20 protein-coding genes are annotated in these 17,341 nt (G+C 69.6%); 8 read left to right on the top strand and 12 right to left on the bottom strand.

The genetic code is table 11. The annotated features are described in order from the left end of the window. Positions 1 to 71: 71 nt before the first annotated feature. Positions 72 to 1,022, bottom strand: a complete 951-nt coding sequence (locus tag ABZU75_RS31650) for a helix-turn-helix domain-containing protein (RefSeq protein WP_355562146.1) — start codon at positions 1,020 to 1,022, stop codon at positions 72 to 74. Between the two features lie 287 nt (positions 1,023 to 1,309). Here ABZU75_RS31650 and ABZU75_RS31645 point away from each other — a divergent pair, with 287 nt between their 5' ends. Further along, positions 1,310 to 1,738, top strand: a complete 429-nt coding sequence (locus tag ABZU75_RS31645; protein WP_355562143.1) for a DUF6010 family protein — start codon at positions 1,310 to 1,312, stop codon at positions 1,736 to 1,738. Positions 1,739 to 1,835: 97 nt separating this feature from the next. After that, positions 1,836 to 2,000, top strand: coding sequence for a hypothetical protein (locus tag ABZU75_RS31640; RefSeq protein ID WP_355562140.1), 165 nt, complete (start codon positions 1,836 to 1,838; stop codon positions 1,998 to 2,000). Positions 2,001 to 2,149: 149 nt separating this feature from the next. Here ABZU75_RS31640 and ABZU75_RS31635 read toward each other — a convergent pair whose 3' ends face one another. Further along, positions 2,150 to 3,436: a sigma-70 family RNA polymerase sigma factor gene (locus ABZU75_RS31635; protein ID WP_355562137.1), complete on the bottom strand. Its 1,287-nt coding sequence runs from the start codon at positions 3,434 to 3,436 to the stop codon at positions 2,150 to 2,152. Positions 3,437 to 3,451: 15 nt separating this feature from the next. Continuing rightward, positions 3,452 to 3,871: a YciI family protein gene (locus ABZU75_RS31630; protein WP_355562134.1), complete on the bottom strand. Its 420-nt coding sequence runs from the start codon at positions 3,869 to 3,871 to the stop codon at positions 3,452 to 3,454. Positions 3,872 to 4,186: 315 nt separating this feature from the next. Here ABZU75_RS31630 and ABZU75_RS31625 point away from each other — a divergent pair, with 315 nt between their 5' ends. Next, entirely contained in the window at positions 4,187 to 4,345 is a 159-nt protein-coding gene (locus tag ABZU75_RS31625) for a hypothetical protein (RefSeq protein ID WP_355562131.1), read from the top strand. 54 nt (positions 4,346 to 4,399) lie between these two features. Here ABZU75_RS31625 and ABZU75_RS31620 read toward each other — a convergent pair whose 3' ends face one another. Together ABZU75_RS31620 and ABZU75_RS31615 are read right to left on the bottom strand one after the other, a co-directional pair. Then, on the bottom strand, positions 4,400 to 5,209 hold the full coding sequence (locus ABZU75_RS31620; protein ID WP_355562128.1) for an oxidoreductase: 810 nt from the start codon (positions 5,207 to 5,209) through the stop codon (positions 4,400 to 4,402). Further along, entirely contained in the window at positions 5,206 to 5,505 is a 300-nt protein-coding gene (locus ABZU75_RS31615) for a hypothetical protein (protein WP_355562125.1), read from the bottom strand. Before ABZU75_RS31615 ends, ABZU75_RS31620 begins: the two co-directional genes overlap by 4 nt. Positions 5,506 to 5,579: 74 nt before the next feature. Between ABZU75_RS31615 and ABZU75_RS31610 the strand changes: the two genes are divergently transcribed. Next, positions 5,580 to 6,188: a TetR/AcrR family transcriptional regulator gene (locus tag ABZU75_RS31610; protein WP_355562122.1), complete on the top strand. Its 609-nt coding sequence runs from the start codon at positions 5,580 to 5,582 to the stop codon at positions 6,186 to 6,188. Positions 6,189 to 6,451: 263 nt separating this feature from the next. Here the strand turns inward: ABZU75_RS31610 and ABZU75_RS31605 are convergent, their stop codons facing one another. The 3 genes from ABZU75_RS31605 to ABZU75_RS31595 all read right to left on the bottom strand — a co-directional run bounded on the left by ABZU75_RS31605 (position 6,452) and on the right by ABZU75_RS31595 (position 8,258). Next, positions 6,452 to 7,273, bottom strand: coding sequence for an alpha/beta hydrolase (locus ABZU75_RS31605; RefSeq protein ID WP_355562120.1), 822 nt, complete (start codon positions 7,271 to 7,273; stop codon positions 6,452 to 6,454). A gap of 63 nt (positions 7,274 to 7,336) precedes the next feature. After that, positions 7,337 to 7,831: a cupin domain-containing protein gene (locus tag ABZU75_RS31600; RefSeq protein ID WP_355562117.1), complete on the bottom strand. Its 495-nt coding sequence runs from the start codon at positions 7,829 to 7,831 to the stop codon at positions 7,337 to 7,339. A 55-nt stretch (positions 7,832 to 7,886) separates the two neighbouring features. Continuing rightward, complete coding sequence (locus tag ABZU75_RS31595; RefSeq protein ID WP_350926889.1) at positions 7,887 to 8,258, bottom strand: DUF4267 domain-containing protein; 372 nt, start codon at positions 8,256 to 8,258, stop codon at positions 7,887 to 7,889. Between the two features lie 87 nt (positions 8,259 to 8,345). Between ABZU75_RS31595 and ABZU75_RS31590 the strand changes: the two genes are divergently transcribed. Continuing rightward, the gene (locus tag ABZU75_RS31590) at positions 8,346 to 8,918 is read left to right on the top strand and encodes a TetR/AcrR family transcriptional regulator (RefSeq protein ID WP_355562114.1); all 573 of its coding nucleotides are present in this window, start codon (positions 8,346 to 8,348) and stop codon (positions 8,916 to 8,918) included. Between the two features lie 113 nt (positions 8,919 to 9,031). On the opposite strand, the gene ABZU75_RS31585 is transcribed toward ABZU75_RS31590, so the two are convergent. Continuing rightward, a complete protein-coding gene (locus ABZU75_RS31585; protein WP_355562112.1) occupies positions 9,032 to 11,533 on the bottom strand; it encodes a heavy metal translocating P-type ATPase in 2,502 nt (833 codons plus the stop codon). Between the two features lie 1,007 nt (positions 11,534 to 12,540). Here ABZU75_RS31585 and ABZU75_RS31580 point away from each other — a divergent pair. Then, positions 12,541 to 13,176 carry a DUF305 domain-containing protein gene (locus ABZU75_RS31580; RefSeq protein ID WP_355562108.1) on the top strand — a complete coding sequence of 212 codons (636 nt, stop codon included), beginning with the start codon at positions 12,541 to 12,543 and terminating at the stop codon, positions 13,174 to 13,176. A 345-nt stretch (positions 13,177 to 13,521) separates the two neighbouring features. On the opposite strand, the gene ABZU75_RS31575 is transcribed toward ABZU75_RS31580, so the two are convergent. From ABZU75_RS31575 to ABZU75_RS31565, 3 genes are all read right to left on the bottom strand, one after another. Beyond that, the gene (locus tag ABZU75_RS31575) at positions 13,522 to 14,622 is read right to left on the bottom strand and encodes a winged helix DNA-binding domain-containing protein (protein ID WP_355562105.1); all 1,101 of its coding nucleotides are present in this window, start codon (positions 14,620 to 14,622) and stop codon (positions 13,522 to 13,524) included. Next, complete coding sequence (locus ABZU75_RS31570; RefSeq protein WP_355562102.1) at positions 14,619 to 15,044, bottom strand: hypothetical protein; 426 nt, start codon at positions 15,042 to 15,044, stop codon at positions 14,619 to 14,621. Before ABZU75_RS31570 ends, ABZU75_RS31575 begins: the two co-directional genes overlap by 4 nt. A gap of 127 nt (positions 15,045 to 15,171) precedes the next feature. Then, positions 15,172 to 15,789: a DinB family protein gene (locus ABZU75_RS31565; protein WP_355562099.1), complete on the bottom strand. Its 618-nt coding sequence runs from the start codon at positions 15,787 to 15,789 to the stop codon at positions 15,172 to 15,174. A gap of 62 nt (positions 15,790 to 15,851) precedes the next feature. Here ABZU75_RS31565 and ABZU75_RS31560 point away from each other — a divergent pair, with 62 nt between their 5' ends. Together ABZU75_RS31560 and ABZU75_RS31555 are read left to right on the top strand one after the other, a co-directional pair. After that, on the top strand, positions 15,852 to 16,868 hold the full coding sequence (locus tag ABZU75_RS31560) for a YafY family protein (protein WP_355562096.1): 1,017 nt from the start codon (positions 15,852 to 15,854) through the stop codon (positions 16,866 to 16,868). Between the two features lie 187 nt (positions 16,869 to 17,055). Continuing rightward, on the top strand, positions 17,056 to 17,341 hold a 286-nt coding region (locus ABZU75_RS31555; RefSeq protein WP_355562093.1), incomplete at its 3' end, for a hypothetical protein.

The raw sequence follows: 17,341 nt of genomic DNA, 5'->3' as shown, positions 1-17,341 counted from the left end.
CGCCGTGGCATCTCACACCGGCCTGCTCGTACACCAGGCGCCTGCACCGGTTATGGCGCAGAGGCGGAAGCTCAGGAGGCGTTCGTCCGGAAAGAGGAGCGGTAGGACTGCGGCGTGACGCCGACGACGCGCTTGAACCGCTCCCGGAACGCGGTGGCCGAGCCGAAACCGGCCTGCGCGGCGATGCGTTCGACGCCGTGGCCGGTGGTCTCCAGCAGGAACTGCGCACGCCGTACGCGTGCTCGCAGCAGCCACTGCAGCGGGGTGGTGCCCGTCTGCTCGCGGAAGCGGCGGCTGAAGGTCCTCTCGCTCATCCCGCTGCGCATGGACATCTCCGCCAACGTCACCTCCTGGGCGAGGTTGTCCTCGATCCACGACAGCACCGGCTCCAGCAGCGAACCCTGGGGAACCGGCGGCTGGGCGTGAATGATGAACTGCGCCTGCCCGCCCTCCCGTTCCAAGGGCATCACCGACAGCCGGGCCGAGTCCGCGGCGACCGCCGAGCCGAAATCCCGCCGGATGATGTGCAGGCACAGATCCAGGCCGGCGGCGGCCCCGGCCGAGGTCAGGATCTGGCCGTTGTCAACGTACAGAACATCCGGTTGCACATCCACCCGCGGGAACATCTGGGCCAGCCGACGAGCCGCCACCCAGTGCGTGGTCGCGCTCAGTCCGTCCAGCAGCCCGGCCGCGGCAAGGGTGAACGCCCCCGCGCAGATGGAGGCGATCCGGGTGCCAGCGGCCGCGGCCGCGCGCATGGCGTCGAGCACCTCCCGAGCGGGCGGGGTGGCCTGCTCGGAGCATCCCGGCACGACGATCGTGTCCGCCTCCCGCAGCGCCTCCAGGCCGTGCGGGGCGATGAGCGTGAAGGCGTCGCCGGCCACCTGCGGCGTCGCGGCACAGACCAGGACCCGGTACGGCCGGCGCCCGTCCGCCAGCCGGGCACGTCCGAACACCTCGATCGGCGTCGCCATGTCGGCCGCCACCACATGGTCCAGAGCCAGGACCGCCACCGTGTGCATGAGGACACCGTAAGCGAGAACCCGCCAACCGCAAACAGCCAGGTGAAGCCTCTGACGCGGTCATCTTCACAGCTGGGGCCGGATGGCGAGAACCCGTTGGAAATTGTCGATTCAGCCCATGGGGAGCCGAGGACGGCCGGTCTAGCCTTGCGCTGCGAGATCCGCGCAGGCGAAGAAGGAGCAGCGCTGATGCATGCACAGGTCGTTCTGTATGACGGTTTCGCCCCTATGGCCGCCGCCCTGACCTGGCTGAAGCACCCCTACCTCAGAACGGATTGCCACACCCCATGTCCATCGTCATGCCGATCGTCATCGGGCTGATCTGCGTTTCCCTCATATCCCTGATCCCCGAGCCGCATCGACGCCAGGTCAACGCCGTGCTGGTCGGCGGTGCGGGCGCCGCCTACCTCAGCGGGGGCGGACTCGGGTACTGGGAGTTCGTCCTGCCGGTCGTCATGACCTATGTCGCCTACCGAGGGCTCAGGAGCTGGACCTGGATCGGCATCGGCTGGCTGCTCCACACCGCCTGGGACGTCCTGCACCACCTCAAGGGGAACCCCATCCTCCCCTTCGCCGAGCATTCCTCCTTCGGCTGCGCCGTCTGCGACCCGGTTGTGGCGCTGTGGTGCTTCGCGGGCGGGCCGTCGATCTTCGACTGGGTACGTGCCCGCCTGCCCCGCAAGCCCGCGACGCCGATCGGCCCTGCCGGGGAGTAAACCGGCTCGGATCCGGGTCCAGCCGAGATGTCGGCCAAGATCAAATCACAGCCCGACACCCCCGGCGGGAGGTTGGGCCCGGCCGAGGAGCCGGCCGGTGTCGGCAGTCGTCAACGTCCCGGCCGGGGCATGCACCCTTTGCGCGACCCTGATGCGCCAGGGCATCGCCCTGGCCACGGAACACCACCCGGATCCCGCCGCCGAGGCAGGCCGACTACTCGGCCTGACCGTAGCGGGAGTCAGCCCCCACCAGGTACGGTAACGGGTTCGTCCACCGGGGCCGCAGGGGGTCGGCCAGGCGCCCGAGCGCGCGGCCGGCCGCGGTGGGTCAGTCTGGAAGGCTTCCCCCGCGAGCCATCACGACGCCTTCCACCGCCTGTTTCGCGACCGTGCCAAGGGCTTCCGGGCCGGTCAGCCGAGGTCGGCGAGTTTACGCTCCAGCACCGCCCGCTCGCGCTCGTTGCCGCACAGCCGTACGGCGAGTTCCAGTTCGGTGCGCGCCTCGCCGGTGCGGCCCAGGCGGATGAGCAGTTCCCCACGAACGCTCGGCAGCAGGTGCGAGTTCGACAGCGCCTCGGCGGCCACCAGCTCGTCCACGATCGGCAGCGCTGCAGCCGGTCCCTGGGCCATAGAGACCGCCACCGCCCGGTTGAGGTCGACCACCGGTGACGGCGCGAGCCGGCCAAGCGCCTCGTAGATGAGCACGATGCGCTCCCAGTTCGTCGCGTCGACCGACGGAGCGACGGCATGGCATTCGGCGATCGCCGCCTGCAAGCCGTAGGCGCCCAGGCCCCGGCCGACCCGCTCCGCGCGGGCCAGGGCGGCTCGCCCCCGGCGGATCGCGGCGCGGTCCCAGCGGCGGCGGTCCTGGTGCTCCAGCAGCACCGGCTCGCCGTCCGGCCCGGTGCGGGAGGGGAAGCGCGCCGCAGTCAGCTCGAGCAGCGCCAGCAGGCCGTGGACCTCGGGCTCGTCCGGCACCAGACGGCTCAGCACCCGGGCGAGGCGCTGTGCCTCGCTCGCGAGGTCGAGTCGGATCAGATCGTCACCGGAGCTGGCCGAGGACCCTTCGGTGAAGATCAGGTAGACCACGCTGAGCACCGAGCCGAGCCGCTCGGTCCGTTCCTCGGCCGACGGCACCTTAAACGGCACCCGGGCCGCCCCGAGGGTCTTCTTCGCCCGAGTGATCCGGGCCTGCACGGTGGCGGCCGGAACGAGAAACGCCTTGGCGATCTCGTCGCTCGTCAGACCGCCGACCACCCGCAGGGCGAGCGCTACCCTCGCCTCCCGCGACAGCACGGGGTGGCAGGAGATGAACATCAACGCGAGCACGTCGTCATCGATCTGGTCCGGATCCCACAGCACGTCCTCGGCGCCCCGGGCCGAATCGGCGGGTGCGCTCCCCGAGACGACATCACCCTCGCTCAGGTTGTGGGCGAGGGCGGCGTACCTCTCGTCAAGAGCGGAGCGCCGGCGGAACGCGTCGATCGCGCGGCGCCGGCCGACGGTGAGCAACCACCCCGCGGGGTTGCGGGGTACGCCGTCGCGTGGCCAGGTCACGAGTGCCTCGGCCAGCGCCTCCTGGGCGAGGTCCTCGGCCAGCGCGAAGTCGCCGGTGTACCGCGCGAGCGCACCGACGATCCGTGCGGACTCGATCCGCCAGACGGCGGCAACGGCCTCACGGCCGGTGGGATCGGCCATCTCCTGTCGATCCGCTCAGAACTGACCGGTGGCTTCGCGCCACGCCCGCTCCTTCTGGATCCATTCGTTGTCCTGCGGGAACTCGTCGATCGTGGTGACCCGGCGGATCTCGGTCTTGAAGCCCGGGCCGGTGATCGGCGACCGCTTGGCCCACTCGACGGCCTCCTCCTTCGACGCCACGTTGAGGATGTAGAACCCGCCGAACAGCTCCTTGGTCTCGCCGTACGGGCCGTCGGTGACCACGGGCGGCTCGGAGGAGTAGTCGACGACCACTCCCTCGGCGGCGTCGTCGAGTCCCTCTGCGGCGACCAGCACGCCGGCCCGGATCATCTCGTCGTTGTACTTGCCGATGGTCTCGAGCATCTCGTTGAAGTCGATGTCCGCCATCCCCGCGTAGGCCTCGTCGGTGGCGCGCATGACCAGCATGTACTTCATTGTTCTGTCTCCCTGGGTTGTCCGGGCCCCTCTCTCGGACCCTCTCACTTCTAGGTCGAACGGGAATGTCGTGGATCGACACAACCGCCGATCTTCTTCCGACACTTGGATTCGAGGGTTCCCCACAGCATCCTCGCCATGGAACAGGCCGACGTCCTGCCCGCCTACGCCGCTCACCGCGATGAGCACCAGGCGGTCTGCTCCCCCTTTGCCGGTTGCACGGCAATGCCATATCGATCCGCGCCTACCGGACCCCGGAACGCATGGTGCGAGCCAAGCCGAAGGACATCGTCCACGGTGCGGGGCGAAGGCCCGTTGGCGAAAGGCCCGGCGGTGGTCACCCACGGCTGGTACCACGACCGCTGGTGCGAGACGGACCGCGGCTGGCGCATCGTGTACCGCCGGTACGTCTCGGCCGGCTATCCCGCTGCTCCCCGTGCGACGAGGGATGACGGCTCCCGTACCGTCTCCTGATCCGGCTTGGCCGAGCAGGTGCTTTGCCATCGCGATACGGCCACGGTGGTCCGGCTACCTGAGCGTGCGTGTGGCTAGTTCGTCGAATTCGCGGTCTGGCAGTGTCCGGTTGAGTTCCAGGAGCTTGTCTGCCATCCAGCCGACCGCGTAGCGGGTTTCCGGCCGATCGGACTCGATCGCCTGCCGGATGGCCTGTGCGACGACGTCGGAGTCGGAGCCGTCACTGAGGCCGGTCTCGCTGCGCCGGGCCATGGCCTCTGCCATGGCCCGGTAGGCCCCGTTGCCGGAGATCTCCCTCAACTGGGCGGCGGTGTGGTCCTCGAACTCGGTCTTGATGATGCCGGGCTGGATGATCACAACGTCGATCCCGAACGGCCCGACCTCCATGCGCAGCGTGTCCGAGAAGGCCTCGAGTGCGTGCTTGGCGGCGTAGTACCAGGAGCCGAGCGGCAGCGCGATCTCGCCGCCGATCGAGGAGATGTTGACGGTCGTGCCGGACCGCTGCGCGCGCATGTGTGGCAGGACGAGTTGGACGAGCCTGGCCGGCGCGAAGAGGTTGACCTCGAACTGGTCGCGCGCCTGGTCCAGCGCCACGTCCTCGACGGCGCCGTGCAGGACCGTCCCGGCGTTGTTGATCAGGACGTCGATCCGCCCCTGCTGCGTGAGGACGGTGTCGACCGTCCGGTCGAGGTCCTCATGAGAGCGTGCGTCCATCTGGAGCGCGTGGCCGCCGGCGGCGCGGATGGCCTCCATCTTGTGCACGCGCCGCGCGGCGCCGTAGACCACGTGACCCGCGCGCAGCAGGTCGAGTGCGGTCGTCATACCGATCCCGGACGAGGCTCCGGTGACCAGACATACCTTCATCGTTCACACCCTTCTAGGGTTGTGTGTTCAGTACTGATGCAGCCGGGACGCGGCGAGGTCGACGACGCGGTGCGACGACACGGGCCGGGTCGAGATTGCGTTACCGACGGGTGCGAGGTGTTGCTGAAGCGCGGGTCGTCGAGCACCGCGCGTGCCTCGGTGTAGCCGGTGACCAGCCAACCGGGCCGCCCGTCGGCGTAGGTCATCGGGTGCGGCGGTCCGTGGAGCTCTTTCAGTACGGCAGGCGGCTCGAACGGGTCCCCCCGCTCGAGCGGCAGCGTCTCAAGGGTTTCCATGCCTCCCAGAAAAGCGCACAGATTGCGAAATTGCAACCTATGCATAAACGCAGGGTGTGCGGTAGGGTGGCGCCGTGGAAGGTCATCGCGAACGCAAGAAGGTCCGCACCCGCCGCGCGCTACTGGAGGCCGCGGTGCGGCTGTTCGGCGAGCAAGGCTACGAGCAGACCACCATCGCCGAGATCGCCGCGGCGGCCGACGTGGCGCCCAGGACCTTCTTCGCGTACTTCGCCAGCAAGGAGGATGTGCTCTTCCTGCACGCCGAGGATCGCTGGCAGGTCATGCTCGACGTGATCGCCGGGCGGAAACCGGGAGAGCCCCTGGGGGATCTGCTGAGCCGGATGTTCGAGGCCCTGGTGCGCAGCCTGGCCGGGGACGACGAGTTGGACTTCGCGCTGTCGCCGCTGCGGACGCGGCTGATGTTCACCGAGCCCGCGCTGCGGGCACGCGGGCTGACGCTCATGCTCGAGGGGCAGCCCCTGCTGGCCGAGGCCCTGTGCGAGGTCTACCCCGAACTGGATCCCGTGGCGGCAGGCGCGGCGGTCGGCAGCTTCATGGGCGCACTGGCCGTGGCGGGGCTGGTCGCCCAGCAGCAGGGCGGCTCCAACGAGGACGTCCTGGCCTCCGGCCGGCGGGGGATCGAGATCGCGGTCAACGGGCTGTCGAGCCTCGACGGCTCCTGACGCGTGGCCGGGCTCCTGTTCACCCCCTGCGCGTGCTCGCCCTGACCGGCCTGCTCTCCGCCGGGTCGGGATCTGGCCGGCCAAAGATGTTCAACTGCCCGGGCCGGGGTCGAGGGAGACCGAGATGTCAGCGATGATCGAGTCATGCCAGGGCAGGCCCGATCCGCCGCCCGAACTCATCGCTCACGCGTGAAGCGTGTGCCGGATGCTCCAGGATCACTGGGGCCGCCTGCGGGTGAGCCGACGGGTCATCAGCGTGATCGTTACCTGTGGAGCAGCGCTGCGACATCGGTGAACAGCCGGTCTTGGGCAGCGGCCGCCTCGCGAGAGGTCAGGTCCATATTCTGGATGAATCCGTGCACCAGTCCGGCCTCCTGCCGGTGCACCACGCGCACACCTGCCTGGGCCAGCCGCCGGGCATAGGCGTCGCCTTCGTCACGTAGTGCGTCGTGCTCGGCGGTCACGATGAGCGCGTCCGGCAGGCCGTACAGATCAGACACCAGCAGAGGGCTCGCCTGAGCGCGCATGGCGGGATCGGGCGTCCACTGCGTGACGGCCCAGGCGAGGAAGTCGGCGTCCCGCCCGTAACCGGACCCCTTCTCTTCGACACTGGGCTGCGACAACGTCAGGTCCGTGTTGGGACAGATCAGGATCTGTACGGCGGGCAGCGGCTCTCCGGCATCCCGCAGCCGCAAGCAGGCCATGGTCGCCAGATAGCCGCCCGCGCTGTCGCCTGCCACCGCAACCGGTCCGGCCCAGCGCACCACCTCCGCCACGTCGTCGATGGCCTCGGGATACGGATGCTCGGGTGCCAGCCGATAGCCCACGGCCAGGACCTCCACGTCGCAGGCGTCGGCGACGCGCCGGCAGGTCCGGTCATGTGTGTCCAGATCACCGATCACCCAGGCACCACCGTGCGCGAACACCACCAGCGGCCGTTCCTTGCCCGACGGCCGGTAGTGGCGCAACCGCAACCCGTTCGGTCCTTCGAGATCTTCCACATAGGTCAGTGCAGGGCCTTGGGGACGCGCGCCGGCCCGCCGGCGTATCCCGTCGCGCAGATCAGACAGGTTGGGAACGGTCATGATGAGCGATCCAAGACGTGTCGCCTCTCGTTTCTTGAGCTTGTCAGTTGCTCACCGGCGGTTTCAGGCTCTGGCCTGGTTCCAGGTCGCGCTGTTGAGGAAGTAGGTGTCGTAGAGCTCCTGGACCTCCAGCAGGCTTTCGGGCGGCACCTTCCCGTAGGCGATGCGCTCCAGATGGCGGAAGTATTCGAACCGTTCGACGCCGGGGGTGATGACGATGAGGATGTCGGCGTCCTGTCCCGGTGCGGCGGCGAAGGCGTGTGCGACACCGGGCGGCACGATGACCAGATCACCGCGCTGGGCGGTCACGACCTGCTCGCCGGACAGCAGTTGGGCGGTGCCGTCCAGCATGTAGAACAGCTCGGCCGAGTTGGAGTGGTGGTGCGGCTTGGCGCCGTCGGCGCCGTCGGTCAGGGTCACCCGCTGGGTGGACAGCGCGCCGCCGGTGGAGCTGCTGTCGGCCAGTAGCCGGATGGTGGTCGGGGCCTGGCCGATCACTTCGGCCTTGGCGGAGCGGACGATCACGGACTCGTCGAAGTCCGGCGTGATCAGCGACATCTGTGTGACTCCTTGCCTGGGGCGAGCATTTCCGTTCGAAGACAGTTTCTGATCTTCAGAGAGCGAAGAGCAAGGCGGCGTTGATGAGCACCACCACGGCGGTGGCGAAGTGGATACCGAAGGCGGCGGCCTTGGTACCGCCGTGGCGCAGGACGATGACGGTGTCACCGAGCGGGAGGAGGGCGACGACCAGCATGTACCAGGCCTCGGCGTGGGCACCGGCGAAGGCGAGCAGGGCTAGGCCGAGGATGCCGTAGCCGGCGTCGCGCAGTCCCTTGATGGTCAGGTAGGCGGCGTCGCCGTCGTGCTTGGCAGGGACGCCATAGCCGGCGGCTGCGGCCCGGGGCGCCAGGAGGAACCGGACACCGATGAAGATGACGAAGAGGTTGAGTACGACGGCCAGGCCATAGGCGAGGGGGGCAAGCATGATCTTCTCCGACTGCTATCAGCGCTAGGAACACGATCGACGCTAGCATAGCGTTGATAGGAGTGCTAGTGATGCTAGAATAACCTCATGTCGATTCAAACGCGCCGGGAGCGTGAGCGGGCAGAGCGGGAGCGGTTGATCATCGCAGCGGCCCGGGAACTGGTCGAGGCCGAGGGCTGGGAGGCGGTGACGACCCGTCGCCTCGCCGAACGGGTCGAGTACAGCCAGCCGGTGCTCTACAGCCACTTCAAGGGCAAGGACGCCATCATGGCGGCGGTCGCGGTGGAAGGCTTCGCCGACCTGGCCATCGAGCTGCGCGCGGCCCGTACGTCGGCGACCGACCCTCGCCGGGCCCTCGCCGACGTCGGCGCCGCGTACGCCGCGTTCGCCGAGCAGCGACCCGCGTTGTACGACGCGATGTTCACGCATGCCGTCGACCTGCCGTTCGCCAGCCCCGAAGCACCGGCCGCCCTGCACGCGGCCTTCGACGAGCTACGCGAGGCCATACGACCACTGGCCGGGGAGGACGACCTGGGCCTGCTCACCGAGACCCTCTGGGGAGGCCTGCACGGACTGATGACGCTCATGCGTGGCGGCAGGCTCCGGCACGAGGGCCACGAGCGGCGCCTGGCGCTGCTGCTCGGCCGCTTCTCGCGCTGACCCGCTGATCACAATCGTCCTCCCGCGTCTCGACGGCGGACTCCCGAACCTGACCGCGGCGCGCCTTCGGCCTTCACCCGTGCCCGACGGCCGGCCAGGCCCAGATGGGGTCACTACATGTGCTCGGCCGTCTGAGGTTCTTCCGCGCCCTGGCGCGTGCCCGAGGGTGCGGGCAGCCGCAGCCGCTTGAGGGCGAGGGCGTTGACGGCGACGATGACGCTGGAACCGGACATGGACAGCGCGGCGATCTCGGGGCGCAGCATCAGGCCGAAGGCGGGCTCGAACACGCCCGCGGCGATGGGCAGGGCGATCGCGTTGTAGCCGATCGCCCACCCGAGGTTCTGCCGCATCTTACGCAGCGTGCCCCGGCCGATGAGCAGCGCGGCGGGCACGTCGAGGGGGTCGGAGCGCATGAGCACGACGTCGGCGGTCTCGATGGCGACGTCGGTGCCGGCACCGATGGCGATACCCAGGTCGGCCTGGGCCAGCGCGGGGGCGTCGTTGACACCGTCACCGACCATGGCGACCTTACGGCCACCGGCCTGTAGCTCGGTCACCTTGGCCGCCTTGTCGCCGGGCAGCACCTCGGCGATCACGGTGTCGATCCCCAGTTGCCGTGCGATTCGCTCGGCGGTGGCGGTGTTGTCGCCGGTGAGCATGACCACCTCGACGCCGAGCTCGTGCAGGGCGGCCACCGCCGCCGCCGAAGTCTCCCTGGGGGCGTCGGCGATGCCGATCACCGCGGCGGCCGTGCCGTCGACCGCGACCATGACCGCGGTACGGCCGCCGGCGGCCACCTGCTCCCGGTGAGCCGCCAGCTTGCCGAGATCCACGCCCTCGCGCTCCAGCAGGCGCCGGTTACCCACCGCCACCCGGTGCCCGGCCACCTCGGCGACGGCACCGTGCCCGGGCACGTTCTCGAACCGCCCGGCCCGCAACGCCTCCAGGCCGCGCGCGTCGGCGTGGCCGACGATCGCCTCGGCCAGCGGGTGTTCGGACTCCCGCTCCACCGCGGCCACCAACCGCAGCAGCTCGTCGGCGGCGATTCCCTCGGTGATGACGTCGGTGACCTCTGGTTCGCCCTTGGTCAGGGTGCCGGTCTTGTCCATCACCACCACCTGGATGCGGGCGGAGGTCTCCAGCGCGATCGCGTTCTTGAACAGCACGCCCCGCTTGGCACCGAGCCCCGTACCCACCATGATCGCCGTAGGGGTGGCCAGGCCGAGCGCGTCGGGGCAGGTGATGACCACGACGGTGATGGCGAACAGGATCGCCACACCGAACGGCCGGCCGGCCAGCAGGAACCAGGCGGCGAAGGTCAGCGCACCGCCGATCAGCGCCATCAGCACCAGCCAGAAGGCCGCCCGGTCGGCCAGCCGTTGCCCAGGAGCCTTGGAGTTCTGGGCCTGCTGCACCAGTTTGACGATCTGCGCCAGGGCGGTGTCCGCGCCCACCCTGGTGGCGCGCATCCGCAGCGTGCCGTTGCGGTTGATGGTCGCGCCGATGACCGTGGAGCCCGGCTGCTTGTGCACCGGCAGGCTCTCGCCGGTGACCATGGACTCGTCCACCTCGCTCTCGCCGTCCTCGACCACCCCGTCGACCGGAATCTTCGCCCCGGGGCGGACCAGCAGCAGGTCGCCTTCGAGAACCTCGGCGGTGGGCACCTCGACCGGTTCGCCGTCGCGGACGACGACCGCCTTGGGCGGGGCCAGGTCGAGCAGGGCGCGGACGGCGTCGTTGGCACCGCCGCGGGCGCGCATCTCGAACCAGTGCCCCAGCAGCACGAAGGCGGCCAGCACGGTGGCGGCCTCGTAGAACACCTCACCACCGCCGGTGAGGGTCACGATCACCGAGTACAGCCAGCCCGCGCCGACCGCCACCGCGACCAGCACCATCATGTCCAGGGTGCCGGCGCGCAGCGCCCGCACCGCCCCGGTGAAGAAGATCCAGCACGAGTAGAAGATCACCGGCAGGCTGAGCAGCAGCGCCCACACGTCCTGGCGCAGCCCGAACGGGACCGGCAGGTTCAGGCCGAGCACTTCGGTGCCGATCGGCGACCACACCACGATCGGAATGGAGAACAGCAGCGCCACCAGGAACCGGTTGCGCATGTCGGCGACCATCGCGGCCATCGACATCCCGCCGTGACCCATCATCTCGTGCGGAGCGGCCACGCTCTCAACCCCACCATGATCCACGTGCCCGGCGGCCCCGGCCCGCGCTGTGTCGTCCACACGGGTGTCGCGACCGGGTGCGTGCTGTTTCGCTGTGGTGGTGCCGTGGGAGGTGGGAGGGTGATCTTTGTGGTCGAAGGGTGGCGGGTCCGGCTCGGTCATCGGATCACAGATGTGAGAGGGCACTGACTGACCGGCGCAGTGGTAGCCGCATTCGATCACCCAGGCGCGCAGCTCGGCCAGACAGGTGCGGGTCGGGTCGAACACCACGGTCGCCGTCTGGGCGACCGGGTTGACCTCCACCTCCAGCACTCCCGGACGGCGGCCGAGCCGGGCCGCGACGACGTTCTGCTCCGTGGCCCACCGCAGTCCGCTGACATCGAGGACCGCAGTGCTGCGCTCCTTGCCGGCGCCGTGCCGGGTGTCCATGTGATCTGTCATGGGCCTTTCTCCTTCATCTCGGAGGGCGCCGAGATCGAACCCCTCCTATCGCCAATCGTGAATTCCCCCGCGAAACGCGATCCCGGGTGAAGGGCACCGTCGGCATCCAGGCCCGACGAGCGGCAGGCTCGGCTCACGGCGGCGTTTCCGGGCCGCACATCACGTCGTTCTCCTTGGCGACACCATGCCCGGATCCGAGAGATCTCCAATCGGAGGGAATGGCCCACTGGTTCCACCGCCGGAGTCCCGGTCAGGCTTCCCCGAGGGTACGTCGGCGTCGCCCGGGGTACATGGCGGCGCGCACGGCGAGGCCGGACGTCGGTGTCGGATCCCGTCATGGGCATGCGGGGCATGCGCATACCTCTCCGTTGTTCGCCCCCGTAAGGGCGTCCTGCCGCATGCCTACGCCGGATCATCCTACTATCATAGATAGTAGGATACCCGGAAAGGCCAGCCAGACCGTGACTGCGAAGGGAAGACGATGGGCGGCTCAACTCGCCGGTTCGCGTTGCGGGTGTCGCACCGGCTTCTTCTGATCGCTCTGGTTTTGGGCGTCGCCGGGATGCACACGCTGGGGCATCTGGACCATCAGCGGGGACACGGCGGTACGCCTGCCGCCTTCGAGCATGCCTCTACCGCTGAGCACGGAGTGCCGGAGGCGCGCTCCATGCTCCTTCCCGTTCTGATGCCCCGGGCCGGGCAACTGATCTCAAGGCTTGATGACACTCCCCTCACCCCTGATCCGAGCTCCGTCTGCCTGGCCGTACTCACCTCCTTCCTCCTTCTCCTCATCGGTATGGCGTCCATGTGGACGCGGCGAATCTCGCAGGCCCGAACGGCCGATGCCTCGTCGATGCCGCTCGTCGCCCGCCCGCCCCCGCGCAGGACGGCCCTACGCCTGGCGTGTCTCTCGGTTTTGCGGCTATAGGCCGATCTTCACCGCGGACGGCATCGAAAATCCGGCCGCCGACGATCGACACGCAGATACGACCGACCGAAAAGAGATCATGGAAATGTTCGCCGACCACTCCGCCCTTCGCAGGCTCGCACTGACCGCCACAGCGGGAGCCGGCGCCCTCGCGCTGCTCACCGCCTGCGGAGGCGGGGACAACGCGATGACCGGCCACACCGGCACGACCAGCAGTGCTCACGCTCCCGCCACCACCGCGAGCCAGAAGTCGGAAGCCTCCTTCAACGACGTTGACGTCACCTTCGCACAGATGATGATCCCGCATCACGAGCAGGCCGTGGAGATGGCCAAGCTGGCCGAGACGCGCGCCTCCGACCCGGAGGTGAAGGAATTGGCGGCGAAGATCGAGGCCGCGCAGGGACCGGAGATCGCCACCATGACCGACTGGTTGTCCCTCTGGAAGGCTCCCGCCCCGGAGGAGGGTCACGGTGGGCATGTCATGCCCGGCATGATGACCGAGGAGGACATGGTCAAGCTCCAGAAGGCAAAGGGCGCCCGGTTCGACCGGATGTTCGCGGAACTCATGATCGCCCATCACAAGGGGGCGATCACGATGGCCAAGACCGAGCAGAGCGACGGAGCCGATCCCAAGGCCAAGGAACTCGCCAGAACCATCGAGAGCGCCCAGCAGGCTGAGATCGAGCAGATGCAGGAGCTTCTCGACCGGCTGTAAGCCACAGAGCGGTCGGCGATGTCCGGATGTGCTCTACCAGGACATCGCCGACTTTCGGCGTCGTGGTTCATCCGCCGCATTCAGGGGCCGTGGCCGAGCATCCGCCCTGGTCAGAGTCGGCCTGAGGTGAGCGCCCGGCCTGATCGCCGTTTGGTGCCGTCGCCGCCGCTGTCGGCGTGGCCGGGGCAGATCAGGTCCGGGATCGACGAGAACCTTGAGGCTCGGGGCGGCGTGGGTCCCCTACCGCCGTGGACAGGCGCCTGACCGTACAGGCCCTTCGGCAGCGTGAACCGGAGCGCGCCACCCGAACCCGTGCTCAGAGGAGGCAACTCGCGGGTGTGTCGCTCAGCGGGGAGACGCGGCGATCTGTACGCGCTGGCTGTCGTTGTCGGAGAGGAACGACGCCAGCGCCCGCCCCTGCTCGGCTACGGTGGTGCGGTCGGCTCGGGAGAAGCGGCGCAGCGGGGTGACGATCACTGTGCCGACCTTGACGCTCCAGGTCGCGGCGACCCGGCCGTCGACCAGGACAACGCGAGCACCGGCGACCGACAGGCCGCGGTGGGCGTTGTCGATGATCCGGCTGCGGTCGTGGTAACCGAGGAGCGCGTTGTCGAACGCCGGCAGGAATCGCACCGGGGCGGGTGTGTCGGGGTCGGGGCGCGGCGCGTCGGGGAGGTCCAGCAGCTCCCGGCCTCGCTCGTCGCGGAAGGTGACCAGCTCCTCGCGTATCGCGGCCACCGCGGCCGGCAGTCCGGCGAGGCCGCACCAGGCGCGCAGGTCGGCCGCGGCGGCGGGGCCGAACGCGGCTAGATAGCGCCGTACCAGCGCTTCGCCGACCGGATCGGAGCCCTTCGGGGCCGGCGGGTCGATCTCGCGCCCCAGCCAGGAGGAGAGCAGGACGTTGCGCACTCCCGCCCTTGTGCGCCACACCCCGCGCGGCGGCAGCTGCGCCACCGGGACGAGGGCGGCGATCAGCATTTCGCCCAGCGCCCGCGGTCCCGGCGCCGGCCAGCGCTCAGCCAGCGCCCGCGCGAGCTCGGTCATCGAACGGGGCTCGTCGTCGGCCATCACCGCCCGGCCTGCCGCCGCGAGCTCGTCGAGGTCTACCCCGGCGAGCTCGCGACGGTAGTTCCCGAGTACCCGTTGGCGCAGCATGATGTCGTGGCGGGCCCGCCAGGCCAGGGCGTCGCCGGCGGCGAGGAGGTGGACGGTGCGGCGCATGAGGTGGGTCCGCACCACGCTCCGCCGGATCAGCAGATCCGAGAGCACCGCCGGGTCGAACGCGCGCAGCCGCGCCCAGAGCCCGACGAACGGTTCCTGCGGTTCCTGCGCCTGCAGGCCGCACAGGTGCGCGACGGCGTCGAGGACCGGCACGTCTGCGTGATCGAGCAGCAACTGTCGGGCGAGCGTCGCGCGGTTGAGCGCCCGGGTGTCGAGAACGGTCATCGGCTCATGCCGCAGCGCGCTCGTCGGTCAGGTGCCGGGGCACCCGGTTCATCCGCGCGTTCCGCGCCTCGGGCCGACCTTTGCGGTAGCGGCCGGTGAGCAGGCCCATCGCCGGCGGACTCCACACCGGCGATGGGCCTGCCATAGCGCTCACAGGTGGGCAGGACCTCGCACTCGATACCGCGGTTGACGATCGAGTACGGGGACTGCCCGGTGCGGAAGCGCTGCAGATTGCGCCGGTCGGCGACCCACCGCGCCTCGACGATCTCCGAGACCGGGGCGTCAAAGAAGCCGATCATGCATATCTTGCCGCTGCGCACCAGGTCGGTCTGGTCGATGTCGGCCACCCGGCCGAACATCATGGTGCCCAGGTGGTAGGGGCTGACCTGAATACCGGTCCGCCCCGGCTCGCGCATCTTCACGGTGACGCCGTTCCCTTCGATTTCAGGCAGGACCCGAGTGGGTGGTGAATCCCGGCCCGGGGTCCACTGGGTCCGGTGGATGACACCGGTCAGGACGATGCCCGATCCGGCGGGGCCCCGTCACCGATCAGGTTGATCTCTGCCCGTCGAGCGTCTCGCGCAGGATGTCGGCGTGCCCGGCGTGCTGGGCGGTCTCGGCGATGAGGTGCATCAGCACCCGGCGCATGCTGCGCACCGCTCCCGGCTCGTTCCAGGGTGCCTCCGGCATCGGGTGCGTCGCCGACAGGTCGGGGACGGCGGCGACGATCTCCTCGCTGCGGGCGGCGACCTGCTCGTAACGCGCGAGGATCCCGGCCGACGTCTCCCCGGGCAGCATCCGGAAGTCGTTCTGGTGGTCGATCGCCCACTGCGGGACCTCGCGCGCGGTACCGGCCGCGAGGTCGGCCCAGGTGACACCGTCGGGCAGGTCGTGGCGCATCGCCGACGGACCCTCGACCACGAAGCGCATCCACCCTTCCTCGATGGACGCGACGTGCTTGATCAGCCCGCCCAGGCACAGCGCGCTGACCGTCGGGCGCTCGCCGAGTTGCTCGTCGCTGAGCCCGCGGACGGTGTTGGTCAGGGCGGATCGCGCGGTCGCGAGCGCGGCGAGCAGGTCGCCCCGCTCGGCGTCGAGGGTTGAGGGGGGCGTGGTGGTGGCGGTCACGGCGTTCGGGTCCTTCGGGTTGTTGTCGTTGACTGGCACGCGACAACAGTCGCAGGCGAAGCGGCCAGGGAGTGTCCGCTTCTCCGGGCAATATGGGGATCATGCCGAAGACTTCAGCGCGACTACTGTCGTTGCTCTCGCTGCTCCAGACGCGCCGGGACTGGCCGGGGGCGCTGCTGGCCGAGCGGCTGGACATCAGCCCGCGCACCGTGCGCCGTGATGTCGACCGCCTGCGCGAGCTCGGCTATCCCATAGTGGCCTTCAAGGGGCCCGACGGTGGGTACCGGCTCGACGCCGGCACGGAGCTGCCCCCGTTGCTGTTCGACGACGAGCAGGCCGTCGCTCTGGCCATCGCACTCCAGATCGCCACCACCACTGGTGCCGGCATCGAGGAAGCCGCGGCGCGCGCGCTGAACACCGTCCGGCAGGTCATGCCCGCACGGCTGCGCCGTCGGATCGACACCTTCCAGGTCACCGCCGTCGAGCGGCCCGCGATCCAACCGGCCCCACAGGTCGACAGCAGCGTGCTCGCGGCACTCAGCGCCGCCGTCCACACCCGCGAGGTGCTGCGCTTCGACTACACCCCCGCATCCCCACCGGGGATGGACGACAACGGCGTGCAGACCCCGCCGCGCCGGGTGCAGCCCCATCACCTCGTCACCTGGGGCGGGCGCTGGTACCTCGTCGCCTGGGACCTCGACCGTGAGGACTGGCGCACCTTCCGTGCCGATCGGATCACCCCGCGCACCCCCACAGGACCCCGCTTCACCCCGCGCGAGCTGCCCGGAGGTGAGGTGGCCGCCTTCGTGGCCGGCAGGTTCCGAGGCTCCGACGGCTCTGGCAACTGGCCCTGCCGCGGCGAGGTGATCCTCGACCTGCCCGCCGCCGCCGTGTCCCGCTACACCCGCGACGGAGTCGTCGAGGAACTCGGCCCGGACCGCTGCCGGCTCGTCCTGGGCTCGTGGTCATGGCCTGGCCTGGCCGCCACCATCGGCAGGTTCGACGCCGACATCGAGGTCGTCGGCCCGGCCGAGCTCAAGGACGCCTTCGCGCACCTGGCCCGCCGCTACGCCAACGCCGCAGCCGGCGCACCCGGCACGCCGCCCCCGATCCAATGAGCCAAGCGCACGTCGGCCACGGTTCGGGGCGGATGGGCAGCGCGAAGATCTGAGGCGGTGCGGCCGGAGTCGAGTGCAGTATGCCCGCCGCCACCGACGTTTTGTCATTCGCTGCTGCTATAGATTGCGCCACCATCACCGACCCGTCCATCACCCGCCAGATCCACCTCTGACAGGAACTATCGGCATGCACCTCTCCCCCCTCGCGCAGCGCCTGCTCAATCTGATCAACGGGACCGCGAATGACCCCACATACTGGCCTGACGTCTCCCAGCTGAGCACCGGGCTGGGCGCGTCGGTCCGGGCCGGCGATGGCAGTTCGATATCGGCACGGTACGTGGTCGACGAGCAGCGGCTGGCCGTGGCGGCCCGCGAGCTGGTCGGATTCCTGATGCCGGACGGAAAACGGCCATACGAACCCTTCTCCGTGCTGGTGGCGGCGGGGCTGGCGGGCATGGGCGCCGAAGTGGGCG

Origin of the sequence: Streptosporangium sp. NPDC005286 (genome assembly GCF_040607515.1) — a bacterium.
In the GTDB taxonomy this organism is placed as follows: domain Bacteria; phylum Actinomycetota; class Actinomycetes; order Streptosporangiales; family Streptosporangiaceae; genus Streptosporangium.
Note: the sequence above shows the minus strand (reverse complement) of the source record. Positions and strands in the feature narration are given on the sequence as shown.

Bases quoted from the DNA above. Each gene is read 5' to 3' on its own strand.
- ABZU75_RS31650 (WP_355562146.1), bottom strand. From the start codon at position 1,022: ATGCACACGGTGGCGGTCCTGGCTCTGGACCATGTGGTGGCGGCCGAC.
- ABZU75_RS31645 (WP_355562143.1), top strand. From the start codon at position 1,310: ATGTCCATCGTCATGCCGATCGTCATCGGGCTGATCTGCGTTTCCCTC.
- ABZU75_RS31635 (WP_355562137.1), bottom strand. From the start codon at position 3,436: ATGGCCGATCCCACCGGCCGTGAGGCCGTTGCCGCCGTCTGGCGGATC.
- ABZU75_RS31630 (WP_355562134.1), bottom strand. From the start codon at position 3,871: ATGAAGTACATGCTGGTCATGCGCGCCACCGACGAGGCCTACGCGGGG.
- ABZU75_RS31620 (WP_355562128.1), bottom strand. From the start codon at position 5,209: ATGAAGGTATGTCTGGTCACCGGAGCCTCGTCCGGGATCGGTATGACG.
- ABZU75_RS31615 (WP_355562125.1), bottom strand. From the start codon at position 5,505: ATGGAAACCCTTGAGACGCTGCCGCTCGAGCGGGGGGACCCGTTCGAG.
- ABZU75_RS31605 (WP_355562120.1), bottom strand. From the start codon at position 7,273: ATGACCGTTCCCAACCTGTCTGATCTGCGCGACGGGATACGCCGGCGG.
- ABZU75_RS31600 (WP_355562117.1), bottom strand. From the start codon at position 7,831: ATGTCGCTGATCACGCCGGACTTCGACGAGTCCGTGATCGTCCGCTCC.
- ABZU75_RS31595 (WP_350926889.1), bottom strand. From the start codon at position 8,258: ATGCTTGCCCCCCTCGCCTATGGCCTGGCCGTCGTACTCAACCTCTTC.
- ABZU75_RS31590 (WP_355562114.1), top strand. From the start codon at position 8,346: ATGTCGATTCAAACGCGCCGGGAGCGTGAGCGGGCAGAGCGGGAGCGG.
- ABZU75_RS31585 (WP_355562112.1), bottom strand. From the start codon at position 11,533: ATGACAGATCACATGGACACCCGGCACGGCGCCGGCAAGGAGCGCAGC.
- ABZU75_RS31580 (WP_355562108.1), top strand. From the start codon at position 12,541: ATGGAAATGTTCGCCGACCACTCCGCCCTTCGCAGGCTCGCACTGACC.
- ABZU75_RS31575 (WP_355562105.1), bottom strand. From the start codon at position 14,622: ATGACCGTTCTCGACACCCGGGCGCTCAACCGCGCGACGCTCGCCCGA.
- ABZU75_RS31560 (WP_355562096.1), top strand. From the start codon at position 15,852: ATGCCGAAGACTTCAGCGCGACTACTGTCGTTGCTCTCGCTGCTCCAG.